The sequence below is a fragment of the Streptomyces zhihengii genome, from assembly GCF_016919245.1.
GTDB lineage: Bacteria > Actinomycetota > Actinomycetes > Streptomycetales > Streptomycetaceae > Streptomyces > Streptomyces zhihengii.
Genome location: NZ_JAFEJA010000002.1, coordinates 1,901,180 through 1,918,258 on the forward strand (window position 1 = coordinate 1,901,180; position 17,079 = coordinate 1,918,258).

Annotated in this window: 16 protein-coding genes and 1 pseudogene; 13 read left to right on the forward strand and 4 right to left on the reverse strand. The window is 68.8% G+C overall.

The genetic code is table 11. The annotated features are described in order from the left end of the window. The first annotated feature begins 100 nt into the window (after positions 1–100). The gene (locus tag JE024_RS35815; RefSeq protein ID WP_205378013.1) at positions 101–1,174 is read left to right on the forward strand and encodes a M23 family metallopeptidase; all 1,074 of its coding nucleotides are present in this window, start codon (positions 101–103) and stop codon (positions 1,172–1,174) included. A gap of 45 nt (positions 1,175–1,219) precedes the next feature. Beyond that, the gene (locus JE024_RS35820; protein ID WP_205378014.1) at positions 1,220–1,927 is read left to right on the forward strand and encodes a hypothetical protein; all 708 of its coding nucleotides are present in this window, start codon (positions 1,220–1,222) and stop codon (positions 1,925–1,927) included. Positions 1,928–2,065: 138 nt separating this feature from the next. Here JE024_RS35820 and JE024_RS35825 read toward each other — a convergent pair whose 3' ends face one another. Further along, the gene (locus JE024_RS35825) at positions 2,066–2,749 is read right to left on the reverse strand and encodes an NADPH-dependent F420 reductase (RefSeq protein WP_205378015.1); all 684 of its coding nucleotides are present in this window, start codon (positions 2,747–2,749) and stop codon (positions 2,066–2,068) included. A 74-nt stretch (positions 2,750–2,823) separates the two neighbouring features. On the opposite strand from JE024_RS35825, the gene JE024_RS35830 reads away from it, so the two are divergent. The 3 genes and pseudogenes from JE024_RS35830 to JE024_RS42190 all read left to right on the forward strand — a co-directional run. Next, positions 2,824–3,201 carry a winged helix-turn-helix transcriptional regulator gene (locus tag JE024_RS35830; RefSeq protein ID WP_205378016.1) on the forward strand — a complete coding sequence of 126 codons (378 nt, stop codon included), beginning with the start codon at positions 2,824–2,826 and terminating at the stop codon, positions 3,199–3,201. Positions 3,202–3,344: 143 nt separating this feature from the next. Next, the gene (locus JE024_RS35835) at positions 3,345–3,557 is read left to right on the forward strand and encodes a hypothetical protein (protein ID WP_205378017.1); all 213 of its coding nucleotides are present in this window, start codon (positions 3,345–3,347) and stop codon (positions 3,555–3,557) included. Next, a pseudogene (locus JE024_RS42190) lies at positions 3,554–3,871 on the forward strand (transposase); the annotation flags it as partial. The gene JE024_RS35835 and the pseudogene JE024_RS42190, both read left to right, overlap by 4 nt. Positions 3,872–4,356: 485 nt before the next feature. Here the strand turns inward: JE024_RS42190 and JE024_RS35850 are convergent. Both JE024_RS35850 and JE024_RS35855 read right to left on the reverse strand, forming a co-directional pair. After that, the gene (locus JE024_RS35850; protein ID WP_205378018.1) at positions 4,357–5,121 is read right to left on the reverse strand and encodes an alpha/beta fold hydrolase; all 765 of its coding nucleotides are present in this window, start codon (positions 5,119–5,121) and stop codon (positions 4,357–4,359) included. A 408-nt stretch (positions 5,122–5,529) separates the two neighbouring features. After that, positions 5,530–6,600 (reverse strand): hypothetical protein, encoded by a 1,071-nt coding sequence (locus JE024_RS35855; protein ID WP_205378019.1) that lies wholly within the window; start codon positions 6,598–6,600, stop codon positions 5,530–5,532. Positions 6,601–7,121: 521 nt separating this feature from the next. On the opposite strand from JE024_RS35855, the gene JE024_RS35860 reads away from it, so the two are divergent. From JE024_RS35860 to JE024_RS35885, 6 genes are all read left to right on the forward strand, one after another. Beyond that, positions 7,122–8,102 (forward strand): acyl-ACP desaturase, encoded by a 981-nt coding sequence (locus JE024_RS35860; RefSeq protein ID WP_205378020.1) that lies wholly within the window; start codon positions 7,122–7,124, stop codon positions 8,100–8,102. Between the two features lie 74 nt (positions 8,103–8,176). Then, entirely contained in the window at positions 8,177–9,736 is a 1,560-nt protein-coding gene (locus JE024_RS35865) for an MFS transporter (RefSeq protein ID WP_205378021.1), read from the forward strand. Between the two features lie 66 nt (positions 9,737–9,802). Further along, the gene (locus JE024_RS35870) at positions 9,803–10,075 is read left to right on the forward strand and encodes an acyl carrier protein (RefSeq protein ID WP_205378022.1); all 273 of its coding nucleotides are present in this window, start codon (positions 9,803–9,805) and stop codon (positions 10,073–10,075) included. Next, entirely contained in the window at positions 10,072–11,295 is a 1,224-nt protein-coding gene (locus JE024_RS35875; protein WP_205378023.1) for a beta-ketoacyl-[acyl-carrier-protein] synthase family protein, read from the forward strand. The genes JE024_RS35870 and JE024_RS35875 overlap by 4 nt, the downstream gene beginning before the upstream one ends. A 152-nt stretch (positions 11,296–11,447) precedes the next feature. Then, positions 11,448–12,374 (forward strand): acyl-ACP desaturase, encoded by a 927-nt coding sequence (locus JE024_RS35880; RefSeq protein ID WP_244883437.1) that lies wholly within the window; start codon positions 11,448–11,450, stop codon positions 12,372–12,374. After that, entirely contained in the window at positions 12,374–13,123 is a 750-nt protein-coding gene (locus JE024_RS35885; RefSeq protein ID WP_205378024.1) for an SGNH/GDSL hydrolase family protein, read from the forward strand. The genes JE024_RS35880 and JE024_RS35885 overlap by 1 nt, the downstream gene beginning before the upstream one ends. A 703-nt stretch (positions 13,124–13,826) precedes the next feature. Here the strand turns inward: JE024_RS35885 and JE024_RS35890 are convergent. Then, positions 13,827–14,141 carry a hypothetical protein gene (locus JE024_RS35890; protein ID WP_205378025.1) on the reverse strand — a complete coding sequence of 105 codons (315 nt, stop codon included), beginning with the start codon at positions 14,139–14,141 and terminating at the stop codon, positions 13,827–13,829. Between the two features lie 707 nt (positions 14,142–14,848). Here JE024_RS35890 and JE024_RS35895 point away from each other — a divergent pair. Both JE024_RS35895 and JE024_RS35900 read left to right on the forward strand, forming a co-directional pair. After that, positions 14,849–15,685: an SDR family oxidoreductase gene (locus JE024_RS35895; protein ID WP_205378026.1), complete on the forward strand. Its 837-nt coding sequence runs from the start codon at positions 14,849–14,851 to the stop codon at positions 15,683–15,685. A 572-nt stretch (positions 15,686–16,257) separates the two neighbouring features. Further along, positions 16,258–16,668: an arginine deiminase family protein gene (locus JE024_RS35900; protein WP_205378027.1), complete on the forward strand. Its 411-nt coding sequence runs from the start codon at positions 16,258–16,260 to the stop codon at positions 16,666–16,668. Positions 16,669–17,079: the final 411 nt, after the last annotated feature.

Below are 17,079 nucleotides of genomic sequence, written 5' to 3' on the forward strand. Positions count from 1 at the left end.
CAGCCCTGGGACGCCCGGCGTACCGGGCCCACCCCTTGGCACGGGAAATGCGGTTCCCGTCCCTCGTGGCGGGACGCGCATCGACGACTGAGGACCGATAATGAGCACAGGCATGCGCGTCGGCGCGGGAAGCCTCGCCGCACTGTTCGCCGGGATGTTGTGCATCCCACTCGTGCTGGGCGCCGGAAAACCGAACCAAGGAGGCTGGGACGACGCCTGCGGCAGCACCGTGATAGAGATCGCCGCGGACACACAGACGATTCCCCCTGCTACGCCCGGCGGGCAGGTGACCGTTCCACTCAACCCTCAAGGGAGACAGACCACCCCCTCCTGGAACTCCTCCCAGCAGCGGTGGGCCGGCATCATCACCCACGTGGCCCGCAGTCGAGGGCTTCCACCCCGTGCAGCCGTCATCGGCGTTGCCACCGCGATGCAGGAATCCACCCTGGAGAACATCGACTTCGGGGACCGTGACTCCCTCGGCCTGTTCCAGCAACGTCCGTCGCAGGGATGGGGAACGCCGGCGCAGGTCACCGATGCGGTGTACGCCTCGAACTCCTTCTACAAGGGCCTCGAGAAGATCGAGAACTGGCAGACCAAGCCACTGGCCAAGGTCGCGCAGGCGGTACAGCGCAGTGGGTTTCCAGATGCCTACGCCAAGTGGGAGCAGTCCTCCGGAGAGCTCGTCGTCAAAAGCTGGGGCAACGCCGTACTCACCACCACGTCGGGCTGCGACCCCGCCCGGACCGCGGTAGGCAAAAGCACCGGCGCCTGGGCCCTGCCCGTCGAGAACTCCCGCATCACCACGCCCTACAAGGCAGGCGGCGGCTTCTGGTCCTCAGGCAGTCACACCGGCATCGACTTCCCCGTGCCCACCGGTACGCGCATCCAAGCGGTAGGCACGGGTACCGTCGTCAAGGCCGGATGGGGCGGCGCATACGGCAACGAGGTCGTCATCAAAATGTCCGACGGCACATACACCCAATACGCCCACCTCTCCTCCATGACCGTGACCCAAGGGCAGGCCGTCACCGCCCGCCGGCAGATCGGCGTATCCGGAGCAACCGGCAACGTCACCGGCCCCCACCTGCACTTCGAAACCCGCACCGGACCTGCCTACGGATCCGACATCAGCCCCGTCGACTACCTCCGCAGCCGCGGCCTCTCGCTCTGAACCACGGAAGGAAAACGCCACCCCTCACCCGGGTGGCAACCACCCATGAACAGCAACCTGCCCTACGCAGTACACATCTCGCGCGACGGCCGGCTCCACATCAACGGCGAGCCCACGGTCATCCCCGACGGAGTCGACCCCTCCCAGGTCGTCCTACGGATCCTCCACATGGAAGCAGCCGCGAGCGGGACCCCCCTCCTGGCCAACGTCCGGGACGACCGGAGCGGCTCCGTCGTCGACTTCGAGGTCATGCCCGACGGAACGACCCAGCCCCCTACTACCCCCACGGTCCCTGAGACACCGACTGTGCCGACCGCGCCTGTTACGGACGACCTCGCCCTGCGCCTGACGGCTGCGCAGGCAGCCGCTCGAGCACATGACTTCGACACCGCCGTCCCCGCCGCAGACGCCATCCTCCAAGGCCTTGCCGCGACACTCGGCGACACCGCATCCAGGACGCTGAAAGCCGCCCAGTTCCGCGCCGACCTAGCCGTGCTCGAAGGCGACTACGCGCACGCGACTGCCTCGTGGACCTGGCTCGCGCTGACCTGGTACGACACCCTCGGCCCGGGCAGGCGCCGCACACAGGTTGCTGCCGGCAACGCCGCCTGGTCGTGGATGCAGCTGCCGCCCGACGAGGCCGCAGTACTTGCCCCCGACCTGCTCAGCATGCTCAACGAAGTGGCAACGCCGAACCGAACCCAGACGATACGCGCACAAATCGAAACCCGGCTCAGGCACCTCACACCATGAGTGCCGGGCTGATGCAGCCTCGCCTGACTCAACCGAGCACCGGCAATCAGCTGCAGCAACACCCACACCGCCGTTCGAACGCCCCTCCGCTGGCCTACACGATGCGCCGTTCCGCCGCTGATGTCACGATAGGAATCCCTAACGGAAAGCCCCCGTGCCGCCTTCCGATTCCTGGTGGCTCGGTCCGGCCGCGTATGCCATCGGAGGAGCGATTGCCTGGGCGTCCGCTCCCTCTCCGACCCACAGTGCGATGAACAACGCTGCGGTCGCTTCCACGAGTCCCGCCCGGTCGAGACCGCCGCCAGCCACGGGTTCACAGCCCACGTCCTGCACCAACTCGCGTACACGCGCGAGGGCCGTCTCGTCGTCCCCGCAGACCGGCACGGCCAATGGTCGTCCGTCGAAGACAGGCGGCCGCATGCGCCACACGTCCTCGTGGCAAAGGTTAAAAGCCTTGACCACGTGGGCCCCCGGTGCCGCCGCGGCCAGTTGCTGCGCGGCCGAGGGGCCCCCTTCCGTCAGCAGGCGGAAGCCCGGCCCGACCGGGTTGGAGCAGTCGAGCAGCACCTTGCCCTCCAGGGCCGTGCACAGCTCCCGTGCCACGTACACTCCTGCCCCGAAGGGCAGCGCGGCCAACACCACCTGACCGGACTCGGCCGCCGCGCGCAGGCTGGCAGGCTTCGCGCTGCCTCCGATACGCATCGCGAGCCTCTTCGCCTTGTGTGCGTCCCGTCCCCCGATGATCACCTCGTGCCCGGCCCGCACCCAGTGGGTGGCGAGCGCGTCAGCCATGTTGCCCGTTCCCAGCACACCGATTCTCATCACGCGTTCCCTCTCCCTGCCTGGTTCCACCGTTCACACCCACGCTAAAGCGCGGTTCGGGCACCATTTGGTACGTGACGACCGACGCCTTCCTCGCCGACTGCCGCGCCCGCCTCGCCTTCGACCTGCTCTCCAACACCTGGAACGCCGTGGTGCTCTGGGCGCTGCGCGATGGACCCATGCGACCGGTCGATCTACGGGAGCGGATCGGGGGCATCAGCTCCAAGGTCCTCACGGAGACTCTGCGGCGCCTGCAGTTCAACGGACTGGTCGACCGTCAGGCACGCCCCGATGCACCGTCACGGGTCGAGTATCAACTCACCGTCCTGGGCCGGACCTTGCTGGCTCCCATCGACGCTGTCGGCGCATGGGCCTTCGAGTACGGCGATGACGTTATGGCAGCCCGGGAAGCAGTGTGCACTCCCGCCCCGCAGTCCCCTCCTACTCGCTGAACCGGTCAGCAGCGTGAGCGCAGACGTCACCTGATAGCCGGTGCAGACCTGGGACGCGCCCTCGACGCCCTCCTTGTAACGCCCCGCTGCGTGGCTACGACCGGCGCCCCCGCCTCAACGACGACACCCTCCCCGTACTTGGCATGGCGTACATCGCCACCTACGCCCACGCACAGGGCTACAACGTCGGCGTCCTGGATGCTGAGTCACATGGTCTCGGCATCCAGCAGGCTGCCCAGGTCATCAACGCCCTCCAACTCCGCTGGGTCGGCTTCAACCTCATCGCCCCCACGTACCACCTCACCGCCACAATCGCAGCCGTGCGGGGTACTGAAGATCCAGTTCTGACCAGGTGAGTGAACGCAAGCCGTACCCGAGCGACTTATCGGGCGAGCAGTGGTCGTTGATCGAGCCGGTGATCACGGCGTGGAAGGACCGGCACCGATCAGTCAGCGGCCATGAGGGCGCCTACGCGATGCGGGAGATCGTGAACGCGATCCTCTACCAGAGTCGGATCGGCTGCCAGTGGGCCTACCTGCCGCACGATCTGCCGCCCAAGAGCGCGACGTACTACTACTTCGGCGCCTGGCGGGACGACGGGAACGACCAGGTCATCCACGAACTCCTGCGCTGCGAGGTCCGTGAGCGGGCTCGCCGAGGACCCGACCCTGGTGGTGCTGTGAACATCCAGCCCCTGCCTGACGCGCTCGGCCTCCATGAGGACGCCGCCCGGGTCATGGCCGACGGCCTCCGCACCCAGATCGGTGAACCCCAGGCCCGGCTGCGGGAGGCCGAGACCCACCTCGAGCACCTGACGATCACCCGGAAGACCGTCACCGCCCTCGCCGACCGGGTCCCCGCACAGACGGCCTCGCCGGACCTGCCCGAGCACCCGGACTACCCCCGCATCCTCGCCGTATTCAACGAGGCCGCCGGCCCGCTGAGGGCCCGTGACGTCTGCGAAGCCCTCGACCACGAACTGCTGCCGAAGAACATCGAAGGCACCCGCAGCTGAACGCCTGGTCAAGCTCGACATCCTGACCGAGGTCGACACCGGCAGCTTCACCAGGAAGCAGTAGCCGACCGAAACCCTGCGACCAGAAGTTCTGCGCCATCCTCACCGGGAAACGGACATGGGTGTAGTTCTTCTGGGGATCAGCCCGGATCGGACAGGAAATCCTCGACAGCGGTGGCGAACTGGGCCGGAGCATCGTGGTGCACGACATGACCGGAAGGAAGCTCGGCGAGACGGGCCTTGCCGGCGCGACGGGTGATCATTTCGCTGGCATGGGCGGCCGTAAGCTCATCACTGCGTGTTCCACGGATCAGCAGAGTGGAGCAGGCCACCGCCGTCCAGTCCTGCCAGTGGTCACCATTGAGTGCCTTCTGGGACGCCACCGTGTGCTCGATGTCGAACGAGAATCCCCAGCCGTCCTCCGACCGACGGAAGGAACACTCCAGATAGGGAGCCGTCGAGCCCAGCGCGGCCACCAATTCCTGGCACGACGGCGCATGGCGGGGCAGGCGCAAGGTGAATGACCAGTCACTGTCCACCACCGCGCCGATGTCCTCGACGATCAGCGCACGGACCCGATCCGGCTGCCGGGCAGCGTACTGGTATGCGTTCACTCCGCCCAGCGAGTGGCCCAGCACCGCCACCGGCCCGATGCCCAGATGCCGATGGAAGGCAGCGACATCAGCGACGTAGTCGTCCCGCTCGTAACGCTGAGCACGATCGGACTCGCCGTGCCCGCGTTGATCGAGCGCGATCACCCTCCACCGCGGCGCCAACGCCTCAGCCAAGGGCGCGAACACCGACGCCTCGTTGTAGTGCCCATGCAGGGCCAAAAGCGGAGTACCTGGACCACCGAAGTCCAGATACGACAGTTTCCGTCCGCCGACCACGAAGAACTCACGCATGGCGTGGATGCTATGCGGCAACACTGACACGCGGTCGCTCACCAGCAGCCGACAGCGACCAGGACGGCCCTCTCAGTCAGAACGAGCTAGACCCAACGGACATCGCCTCACGAACCGCCCTCTCAGTGTCCCCGTCTTCTGAACGGCCGGTGGATGGTCCTATCCCAGGTGATCGAAGGGGCCGGCTTTGGCGCCAGCGATCATGGCCGCGATCTCGCTGCGGTCGAAGAGGGTCTGTCATTCGAACGGTGTAACGAGGGTGGTTGGAGTTACTGACGGGCTGCTGCGGCCGCGGTGCTGAGGTCGACGGAGCGGGCTTCGTCATGCGGAAGTACCCGTTCCCGAACCATCTGCTGGGCGGACGTTGTGGGTAGGGTGCCGGCCGTGCTCAGCAATGTGGTGCCTGCGTTACCGGGTTTGGCCTGAGGGCCGCTGTGGCTGCGGCTGTTGCTGCTGGGTGGGGGTATGCGGCTGCACTGATGCCGTGACGGTCGTTGGTAGCGGCAGTGCCGCGTTGGCCGCGACGGCGGCACCCTGGACTCCGAGGGTGAGGGCTGCGGCGTCGACGGCATGGCTGAAGGGGCGCCGTACGTCCTCGGGGTAGGAGGCGTGCTCATTGAGCTGGGCGAGGGTGCTGCCCAGTGCCTCGGCGCAGTGGAGGAGGTCGTCGACCGTACGCGGGTGCTGTTTTAGGTAGTTGGGCAGGGCGGCGAACAGCGGACGTGCAGGGTGGCTGGCTGCTCCCGAGGGGTCGGCGACGCAGCGCAGTGCCTGGGCCAGATCGCGCTGGTGCTCGCGCGCGAGCCACCAGATGCGGGCGGCAGCGGTCCGCAGCCCTGCGTCTGGTGCGTCCCTCGTGGGTGGGTGCGGGGCGTCGGGTTCCGAGGCGATGAGCCGGTCGAGAATCTGCCGGGCTGGCGCGACGGCCTCGGGCACGAGTGCGGCGGCGCCGGCCAGCTTCTGCCAATGGCCGTGCAGCTCCCGCAGCGCCGTTTCTCTCAGCCGCGGTCCGGGCCCGCCGCGGGTGGTGGCCGCGTCGAGGGCGTCGCCCATCTCGCGTGCGCCGTGGTGGACCTGTTCCCCGGCCTCGGGCAGCAGACGAGCGAGCGCGCCGGATGGTACGGACGTCTGTGTCCGTAGCATCCAGGCGCCGCCGGCTCGTTGCAGTGCCAGCGGGTCGAAGCCCCCGACGAGGTCCGTGGGGAAGAGCGGGCGGGCCTGGTGGCGGAGCCATTCGGCCACGGCCTCGTTCACCCGTGCTTCGCCGCCCGGGTGCTCACGGTGACGCCGTGCGGCGTCCCACAGCAAGTTCTGCACGGGCTGCTCGAGGCCCGGGGAACTGTCGAAGCGGACGTTGTAGCGGAGCCCAGGGCGGTCGAGGCTGGCCCACTGCACCAGCGCCTCGATGGGGTCGGTTTCAGTCTGCGGGCCGTTCCCCGCACCGACAGTATCCGTCGTGATCGTGTATATGCGGGCCATAGTTCGCCTTTCGCTCTGCCCGTTCCGCCTTCGTGCAACGGCCCTTCGCGCCGGGATAAGCGAGGCCGCTGCTGATGCAGCCGCAGTTCGGGGCGCGGTGAAGGCGGCGGGCTGTGGCAGCGTAGGCAGCGCTGCCGGCACTGCGGTGGAGGCCGATGGTTCCTTCCCGCCCACGGGGATGCGACATGGACCCGCAGACCGCCTGGCGGAATCCGGGCGCGGGAGCCGCGGTCATGAGGCGGGCATGGTGGCGGCGTTGGCTGCTCCCCAGGGGGGACTGGGCCGCCCGCCGGGGCGACTGCGCCACGGATGGGTCGCACTGTCGGCCGGGCGAGTCTGAGCGCCCAGGCGCGCACCTGTGGTGGAACTTGCTGTTGGGAAGGGCTGGGAGCCGCACAGGATTGTCTTGCGCGGCGTGTCCTGCCGCCGCGGCGCTTGCCAAGGCCGAAACAGGGTGAATGGAGCCATACGGGTGAAACGGGATTTGCCACTCAAATGCAAGCGCGGAACGATCTTGCTCCGTGACGAGATTGAAGCGGGACGATGCAAGCCTGATTGCCGAACTGGAGCCGGTCGCGGCCGGTTTGCTGGACCGCCATATCGCTGCGGCGCGGGAGTGGTTTCCGCATCAGTACGTGCCGTGGAGCACGGGCCGGGACTTCGACGGCCCGCTGGGCGGCGAGCCGTGGCAGGAGGACCAGTCCCGCCTGGACCCCGCCGCGCGCTCGGCACTGATCGTGAACCTTCTGACCGAGGACAACCTGCCCGGTTATCACCATGCCCTGGCGATGAACTCGACCCGCGAGGGGGCGTGGGGGGAGTGGCTCAACCGGTGGACCGCCGAGGAGGACCGGCATGCCGCCTCCATCCGCGGCTACCTCCACGCGACACGTGCGGTGGATCCCGTCGCCCTGGAGCGGGCCCGGATGGCCCAGGTCAGCACCGGCTTCGAATCCCCCGCCGGCGGATGCCTGAGCGGGATGGCGTACGTGGCGCTGCAGGAACTCGCGACCCGCATCAGCCACCGCAATACCGGCCGCTTCAGCGGTGACCCGGTGTGCGAACAGTTGATGGTGAGGATCGCGCAGGACGAGAACCTGCACATGGTCTTCTACCGCGACGTGCTGCGCTCCGCTCTTGAGATCGTCCCGGACCAGGTCCTGGTGGCGGTGGAGGAGAACGTGCGGTCGTTCCGGATGCCGGGCCACGCGATGCCGGGCTTCGCCCCGATGGCGGCCCAGATCGCTGTCGCCGGCGTGTATGACCTGCGCATCCACCACGACGACGTCCTCATCCCGCTTCTGCGCAACCTCAAGATCTTCGACCTCCGAGGGCTCGGCCCCGAAGGCGAACAGGCCCGCGACAGTCTGGCCGCTCACCTCGAGGGCCTTGATGCCCGGGCCGGGCTTTTCGTCGAGCGCCGAGCTCAGGCACTGGCCGCCCGTCAACGCCGCGGCCATGAGGACCGAGCGTCGGCCCCGGCCGCGCCGGTGTCCGGGTGAGCGGACAGACCAGCCCCTGTACGGAGCAGCCCGCCGCACCAGCCGGCTCTCCTGACGCGCAGGAGACAGGCGACGTGTCCCGCTGGCGGGCTTGGGCGAGCACCGCTGTGGTGTGCTCTGCCCTGTTCCTTCTGGGGCTGGATTTCACCGTCCTGAACGTCGCGATCCCCGCACTTCAGGAAGATCTGGGGCCTTCGATGGCCCAGACGCAGTGGATCGTCGACGGCTATGCCCTTGCCCTGGGCGGTTGCGTCTTGGCCACCGGCATCTTGGGTGACACCTACGGCCGTCGGCGTGCGTTCGTCGTCGGACTGGTCGTGTGCGCGCTCGCGTCGGTACTCGGCGCGCGGGCCGACGGGGTGGAGCAGGTGATCGTCGCGCGCTGCGGCATGGGGCTGGGCGCCGCGCTGTTTATGCCCGCGACGCTGGCGACGATCGTCCACGTCTTTGCCGACGCCGCTGATCGCCGGCGTGCGATTTCGCTCTGGGCGGCAGTCGCAGGCATCGGCGCGCTTGCCGGCCCTCTTGCCGGCGGCTGGCTGGTGGAGCACTCCACGTGGCGGGCCGTGTTCTGGATCAACGTCCCCCTCGCCCTGGTCCTGGCTGCTGTGGCCCTGCGGATGGTTCCCGAGTCCCGCGACGTGCAGCCGGGCAGACTCGACTGGCCCGGCGCTGCTCTGTCGTGTGCCGGGCTTCTGGTCCTGGTCTGGGCGGTCATCGAAGCACCCGGCCGGGGCTGGACCAGCACGACGGTCCTGGGGGCCTTCGCGGTGGCGGGGGTGCTGCTGGGACTGTTCACCGCTTGGGAAGTGCGCACCGCCCGGCCGATGGCTCCGCCCGTGCTCTTCAAGCGAGGTCCGGTGGGGCCGGCCTGCGTCGCTCTGGCGGCGATGTCGTTCTGCGGCATGGGCGCCATGTTCATCCTCACCCTCTATCTGCAGAAGGTCCGCGGACACAGCCCCTGGGAAGCGGGCGTACGTACGATCCCGCTGTCACTCGCCCTGGCGGCCGGCGCTGCTCTCGCGCCCGCGCTGCTCAGGCGCTTCGGTGCACGCGTGCCAGTCACGGCCGGTCTGGTGATGGTCGCAGGCGGGTTCGCCGTCATGGCCCGTTTGGAGACCGGTTCGAGCTACGCCCACATCCTGGCTTTTGAGGCACTGGTAGGGGTGGGCAGCGGACTGGTGGCACCGGTGGGAACCGAGCTCGTGCTGAGCGCGGTGCCCGCTGCGAAGTCCGGCCTCGGCTCGGCCCTCAACGATGCCACTCGGCAGGTCGGCTCCACCCTGGGGGTCGCGGTCCTGGGCTCGCTCCTGTCCACCGTCTTCACCGTGCGGCTCGAAGACCGCCTCCAGGCCAATCCGGCCGCGCAGATCCTGCTCCGCGACCAGGACGGCCGAGACCTGCTGACGGGCGTCGGTCACCCGGGTGCAGGCACTGGGTCCGTCCTGGTTCACGAGACCGGTGCGGCGTTCATCCACGGCATGGCGGCCGCAGCGATCGCCGGCGCGGGCGCGGCGCTACTGGCCGCCGCCCTGTCGTGGCGCAAACTGCCGGCCTCCGAGCCCAAACGGGTTTGCCCGCCCCGGGCCGCCGCCCAGCCCGCCGAACCGATTGCCGCCGGACCTTCCCGCTGACCGAACCTCCCGTGCCCGACCAGCGCCCCTGCTGCGCGGGTTCCACCCACTGCGAAGGCTTTGCCGATGACCACGACCTATCAGATCATCACCGACTGCCTCATCAAGGACTTCGAAGTCCCGGCCGACCGCGTCACCCCTGGCGCCACCCTGGACCAGCTCGACCTCGACAGCCTCTCCCTCGTCGAACTCTCCCTGATCGTCGAAGAACGACTCGGTCTGGCCGCCGCCGACATCCGCCAGGACATCACCCTCGCCGAACTCGCCACCCTCGCCGAATCGGCCCCAGCCGGTCAGGCCGTTGCGCCGCCCGCTGCCGCCCCCGGTGCGCAGCTGTGAGCAGCCAACCGATCGCCGTCACCGGCTTGGGCATGGTGACGCCCGCCGGAATGGGCACGGAGGCTACCTGGGAGCACATGTGCACCGGCGTCCCGACCGCTACGAGTGATCCCGAACTCGCCGGTCTCGCCGTGGACTTCTCCTGCCGCGTTCCCGAGCTCGATGCGCGGCGGCGACTGGGCGGCCGGCTATGCATGCGCCTGGACCGCTTCGGACAGATGGCCGTCATTGCCGCACGCGAGGCCGTCACCCACGCAGGCCTGGACTCCAAGGCCTGGGACGCCCCTCGGGTCGGCGTGGTCCTGGGCGTGGGAGCGAACAGCCTGAGTACCTACCCCGTGGAATTCAGACGCCTCCAAGACGGCCACGCCGACAAAGTCTCCCCCTTCGCCCTGCCCCGCAGCGTGCCGAACATGGTGGCCGGTGCGGTCAGCCTGGACCTGGGAGCCAAAGGCCCCAGCTTCACCACCAGCAGCGCTTGCGCGTCCGGCACTACCGCCCTGACCGTCGCTTGCGACCTGCTGCGTAGCGGCGCCTGCGACATCGTGATCAGCGGCGGCAGCGAGAGCGCGAGCTCTGTCATGTGCTCGGTGACATTCGGGCAGATGCAGGCCCTCTCACGGCGTTGTCACGATCCGGCCGGCGCGTCACGGCCCTTCGACGCGGACCGCGACGGCTTCGTCCTGGGCGAAGGCGCAGGCGTCCTCGTCCTGGAGACCACCAGCCACGCCCGGGCCCGCGGTGCCCGCGCTCTCGCCCACCTGGCGGGCCACGCATCCTCCTGCGACGCCTACCACTACACCTCACCCGACCCCCGAGGTGACGGCCTTGCCCAGGCGATCCGCTCGGCGCTGGCAGACGCGGACCTGGCTCCCCACGACATCGGTCATGTCAACGCCCACGGCACCGCCACCGAACTCAACGACAAGACCGAGGCCCAGGCCCTGCACCAGGTCTTCCGCCGCCCGCCGCCGGTCACCGCCAACAAGAGCGTCATCGGACACTCCATGGGCGCGGCCGGCGCGATCGAAGCCGCCCTGACCGTTCTCACCCTCCAGCACCAGCTGATCCCGCCCACCGCCAACCTCGGTCGCATGGGCCCCGCCATCGACCTCGACGTCGTCACCAAAATCCCGCGCCCCACACGCATCGACGCCGCGCTCTCCGTCTCCAGTGGCTTCGGCGGGCAGAACGCGGCCCTCGTCATCACCCGAGCCTGAACCACCGGGGGGTGCCGCCCCGACCTCAATGAGCGCGGACGCCGGACCGCGAGCCCGCTCCGGAGCGCGCACTGCTCCACGAACGACGAGGAAAGGCGGCGCCGCGCCATGGCCTTTCCGGATCCGCCGACACTCTGAGAAGGGTTCTCTTCGTGCCGCAGCACTCCACAGACTGGTTCACAGAACTGGAACCGGTGGTGGCAAACCTGCTCGACCGCCATCTGTCGATGGCCCAGGAGTGGTTTCCCCACCAGTACGTCCCCTGGAGCCGCGGCCAGGACTACGACGGCCCGCTCGAAGGAGCGTCCTGGCAGGACGCGCAGTCGGCGCTCAGCCCCGTAGCGAAGTCAGCGCTCGTCCTGAGCGTCCTGACCGAAGAGAACCTCCCCGTCTACCACCACCGGCTCGCCGCCAACGCCCCCCGGGACAACGCCTGGGACGAATGGCTTCACCGCTGGACCGCCGAAGAAGACCGGCACAGCACGGTGATGCTCTCCTACATCCACACCACGCGCGCGGTGGACCCCATCGCACTGGAACGCGCCCGCATGCGGTACATGTCCACACCGCCACGCCCCGACGATCTGCCCTCCGACCCGTTGCACGGCCTCGCCTACGTGATGATCCAGGAACTCGCCACCCGCGTCGCGCACCGCAACACCGGCCTGCACTGCGGCGAAAGCGTATGCGCCCGGCTCTTCGCCCGCGTGGCACAGGACGAGAACCTGCACATGGTCTTCTACCGCGACCTCTACGCCGCCCTCCTCGACCTCATTCCCGACCAGGCCATGGCCAGCCTGTGGCGAGCGGTGAAGGGGTTCCGCATGCCCGGCCAGACGATTCCGGGATTCGCCGAGATGAACGCCCGTATCACCATGGCCGGCTGGTACGACCTGGAGATCTTCCACAACGATGTCCTCACTCCCCTCATCAGAGCCCTACGCATCCACGAGCGCACCGACCTTGGGCCCCAGGGAGAACGAAGCCGCGGCGAACTTCTCACCTACACCGAACGCCTCCACCGGACATCCATCCGTTTCCGGGAGCGGCGCCCCACCGCCCTGGCGCAGGAGCTTTGATGCCCATCCTTCGAGACTCCCGCCGGCTGACCCGCGCCGCGCGGCGGATCGCCGCGGACCTCATCGCCCGCGCGCTGGTGAGCAATGGATTCCGCCCCCAACACCACACGGCGTTCCCTCTTGCCGATGGCACCTACGGAGACCACGAGGGCCCCGCGCTCTCGCTGCTCGTCCTGGGCGACTCCATCGCGGCCTCCGTCGGCACCTCCACCGTCGAGGAGACCCTCGGCGCACAGTGCGCCGCCACCCTCAGCCACGCCACCAGCCGCCCCGTACGTCTGCGGGTCCTCGCGCGGCCCGGCACCACCACCGGGTTCATGAAGCACCAGCTCCGCAGAGCCCTCCGTCACCCTCACCCCCCGGGAGTCGCCCTGATCATCGTCGGCGGCAACGACATCGTGGCCGGCACCCCCCTCAGGCTCGCGGCGAAGAAGCTTGCCCACCAGGTCACCCAACTCCGCCAGGCCGGCTGGCACGTACTGGTCGGAACCTGCTGGGACGTAGGCCACGTACCCGCCGTCCGCAACTACCTGCGCATCCCCCTCTCATGCCGCAGCCGACGCCTCGAACACCTCCAGACCACAGCGGTGAGACGAGCCGGAGCCGTTGCCATCCCCCTACGAGACCCCCGGCACAGCACACAACCGGAACTTTTCGCCGCCGACCGCATCCACCCCTCCGCCCATGGCCACGCCCTGCACCTGCAGGCCATCGCCAGGGCTCTCACCAGCACGAGGGCGACACGGTGACTCGGCAGCAAGCAGGCCCTGACCGAGCTGGCGGTGGCTCACCTGAGTGTCACCAAAATGTGGGCCGATGGCGGCCACCAGACCAGCGCCATCCAGCACGGCGGCGGCCTCGGGATCGACGTGGAAGTGGTGCATGACCGAAAGAGAACGCCTTCCAGCCGCAGCCCAGGCGGTGAGTGATCGAGCGGGCGGGCGCAAGCGGGCGGCCGTGAAGATCCGCGACTGCGGTCCGCGCCCTTGGCCCTGGTCGAGCCGGACATGCGGGGGATCCGATGTCATCGCTCTGAGAGAACCTGCCCGCCACCTACGAGGCGACCGCCGCCAGCCTCGTCTCCGACCGCAACACCACCGCCTGACACAAACCCGCAGGTCAGAAAGCCACGTCTCCAACGCAGTGACGCACCAGCTTGTACGACGGGCCGTTGCACAGCACCGCCGCCGCGGGTAGCGCTGGAGCATTTCCGCCCCGCTGACCATAGAAGATCCGGCGAGCCGGGCGACAGGGTCTCGATGATGGTGAGGTGCTTGCTGATCATGCGGCGGTAGCCATCGTCGCAAATAACTCGCGCGGGCCCCGGATAGGGCGTGGCCCCGGCAGGTGCCGGGGCCATCCATGGAGCGAGCGACTGCGCAGGGCTGACGAGGTGTTACACCGGTTGCCCGTGTTTCCTCCGACGTCGGCGCCTTCGCGTTCGGTATGGGGTCAGGAGGGCAGTCCGATGCGCACGGATTCGAACGGGGTGAAGTCGCCATCTCCGGGCGGTACGACGTGAACGGGGCGGCCCTCGCAGTCGGCGTCGGCATAGAGAAGCACGAGGGTGTCAGTGTCGTTGGCGATGAAGTGCCGCGGCGCGGGGGGTCCCCCGACGTTCAGGCAGCCGTCCGCCGGGTCCTGGTACGTGGTGGCGTCGATAGTGAGGCTTCCCTCTGCGGCCTGAGCGGACGCGGGAACAGCGAGGGACAGGAGAACTGCCGCGGCGACAGGGCCGAGCAGCGTGGTGATGCGTCGAAAATTCATGCTGTGATCCAAGCGAACGTTCACACTTCGGCAGAGGAACCGCGCTCAAGGGCCACTCTCCCGAGGGAGGAATCGCCCGCCGTATCGCTCAATCTTCGGCCAGGTTGATGGAGACCTTCCAGACGGTGTGGCGACGTGGCCCGCTCTTCGAGCCCGTGGCGGGGCCGGACCGAAGTGTCGACGTTCTGTCGGGCGCCTCGAGGAACGTGAACCGGGACCGGGGGAGCGAGGTGTACTTGATCTCCAGGGTGGATGATCGGGTTGGCAGCGGCGGGGGGCGTGAGGCAGGCGCAGGGCGATCAGCCGGGCGCCGGCGGCACCCAGGGGAGTGAAGTCGACGGCAGCGTCGGCGCTGTGCGGGGGCGATCTCCAGCGGGGAGACGTACCGGGCTGGGGCCTCATAGACTTGCTCGTCGGATCAGGCCAGGACATGCCTTGTCTCGTAAGTGATGCTTCGTCACCAGCGTCGATGTGGCCCACGTCCGGGGCTGGAACCCGGACGTCATTTGCCGCTCCACGCCTTCGTTCGGTGAGAGTGGATCAGCAGCGCCCTACCTGGGCCCGACGACAGATCACCCCCAGCCGGTGTGCGTACGACCCCCGCCAGCAGGCCCGCACACAGGGCTCCGCGACGCTCAATCGTTGCTGCGCCGGGTTCCGTCGAAGCACCCCCGCGGCGGCACCCGTCGCCCATAAGGTGAGGCGGCATGACTGTGCTGATCATCGGCGGTAGCGGGTTCCTGGGTGCCGAGCTGGTACGACAGGCGGCATCCACGGTCGGGCGTCTGGCCGCGACGTTTCGCTCCCGTCCCGGTGACGACGGCAGGGCGACGTGGCATCACCTTGATCTTCGCGATCCCATCCGTCTGGAGGAGGTCCTCGACATGGGGGCTCCGGCCGTGCTGATCAACGCGACGAGCGGCGGGGCGGACTGGGCGGTCACCGCCGAAGGCGGTGTGCGACTTGCCCAGGCCGCGGCGAATCGCTCCATGCGGCTGGTGCACGTCTCCAGCGACGCCGTCTTCTCCGGAACGGCCGGCGGCTGCTACGACGAGTCCTGTCTTCCTGACCCGCTAACGCCGTACGGGGCGGCGAAGGCGGCCGCCGAGACCGCTGTACGTCTCCTGTGCCCTGACGGGGTCGTCGCCCGCACCTCGCTCATCATCGGGCACGGCCGCTCCAAGCACGAGCAGCTGGTGCACGCGCTGGCAGATGGCACCCGGCAAGGCGCCTTGTTCACCGACGACATCCGCTGCCCCGTCCACGTGGAGGATCTGGCCGCAGCCCTGTGGGAGATCGCGCTCTCGGACGCGGCCGGAGTCTTCCACCTTGCTGGTCCTGACGCCCTGAGCCGCTACGAGCTGGGCGAGCTCATCGCCTGCCGCGACGGGCTCGACCCCGCTCGGCTGCCTGCCGCACGCCGCGCTGATGCAGGACTGCCCGGTGGGCTCGACGTCCGACTCGACAGCCGCGCCACCCAACAGAGGCTGCGCACCCGGCTCCGCGGCGCCCGAGAGTTCCTGAGCGGGAGCGGCCAGGGTTGAGCTGAGGCGATGGGATCCGGGTACAGGAGCGGCAGCTGGAGGCTGCGGCGGCAAGGAGCGTGACTGGTGGGCGTGCGGTGGTCCGGGTGCCCGGGGAGCTGGCCCGGGGCGTCGTGGCCGTTCACTTTGCTGTCAAGTCGTCCTGTTCATCGGCGGTTACCACCCAGCACGGTGCCTTCGTCCAGGCGATCCAGAACACGGGGATCCCGGTCCGCTACCTGGGCGAGCTCCTCGACGAGGAGGAGTGGAGCGAGGTCGCAGCGGGCGACCCGAACCTCATGTTCACCCGCGACTCCGCCATCACTCTTCCCTGGGCGCCTGGTCTCTACCTTCCTGCCCGGATGGCCCGTCCTTTACGGCGGCCGGAGACGGCGGTGCTGTCACGGGCGCTGGAGACTCTGGGGTTGCCCGTGTGGAATGGGCCGCCGAGGGCGGGCATGAGGCGGAGGACGTGTACGTGGAGGGAGGCGACGTCATCCCGTACGCGCGGGAGGGACGCCGCACCACACAGACGGGTGTGCGGCAGCTCGTGCCGGCGCTGGCGGACGAGGTGATCGCCGTCGCCCTGGCGCATGAACCTGGACGGGGGGCTGCTGCCGGTCGCCGAGGACGTGGTCGTCGCCCACCCGCCCTGTGTGCTCTCCGCTGCGCTGCATGACCGGTGCGGGAGCCGTCCGGTAGATCTGTTCGGCCTCTTCGCCGCGTGCGGCATCACGGTCGTCGAGGTCAGCCGGGACGAGTCGTGGCTGCAGCAGGCGTGCAACTACCTCTGCGTCGGTGATCGGAGAGTCATCGGCTACGGCATGGCGGCGGACGTCCTGCGCCGATTGAGGGACGCCGGCGTGGCCGTGACCGCCGTTGACGGCGACGAGCTCGTCAAAGGCCGCGGCGGGCCCCGCTGCCTGCCCCGCCCTGTCTACGGGGCACCCGGGGCCACCGCCGCAACCGTCCCCGGCCCGGGCGACTGGAGTCCTTCAGCTTGACGATCTGCTTGCGCAGCCGCACTTCGACGTCAGTCGGCTGACCCCGCTCTTTGACCTTCGCGTAAACTCGTTCTTCAGGTCGAGGTGGCGCTGGGCGAGGGCGCTGAGCGGAACGTCCGCTTCGGTAGCCGGAGACTTGATCGTGAAGCGCAAGAGTGGCTGGTGGATCGCCTGCGCAGTGCGGAAGGATGCTGAGCGGATGCTCATCACCTGCTGATTCGCGCTTGCTTGGAACCTGCGGAGTGCTGCATCAGAGGCAATTCCGCTCCGTTCGCGCCGGGCCCTGTACCCGAGAGACGAACCATGACCACCATCGACGTGGCCGCCACGCCAGCCGCGGGCCCGGTTCGCATACCAGGACGACCACCACCTTGAAGCGGAAGACGCTCCACGGCGTGAGAGGGAGCCGCT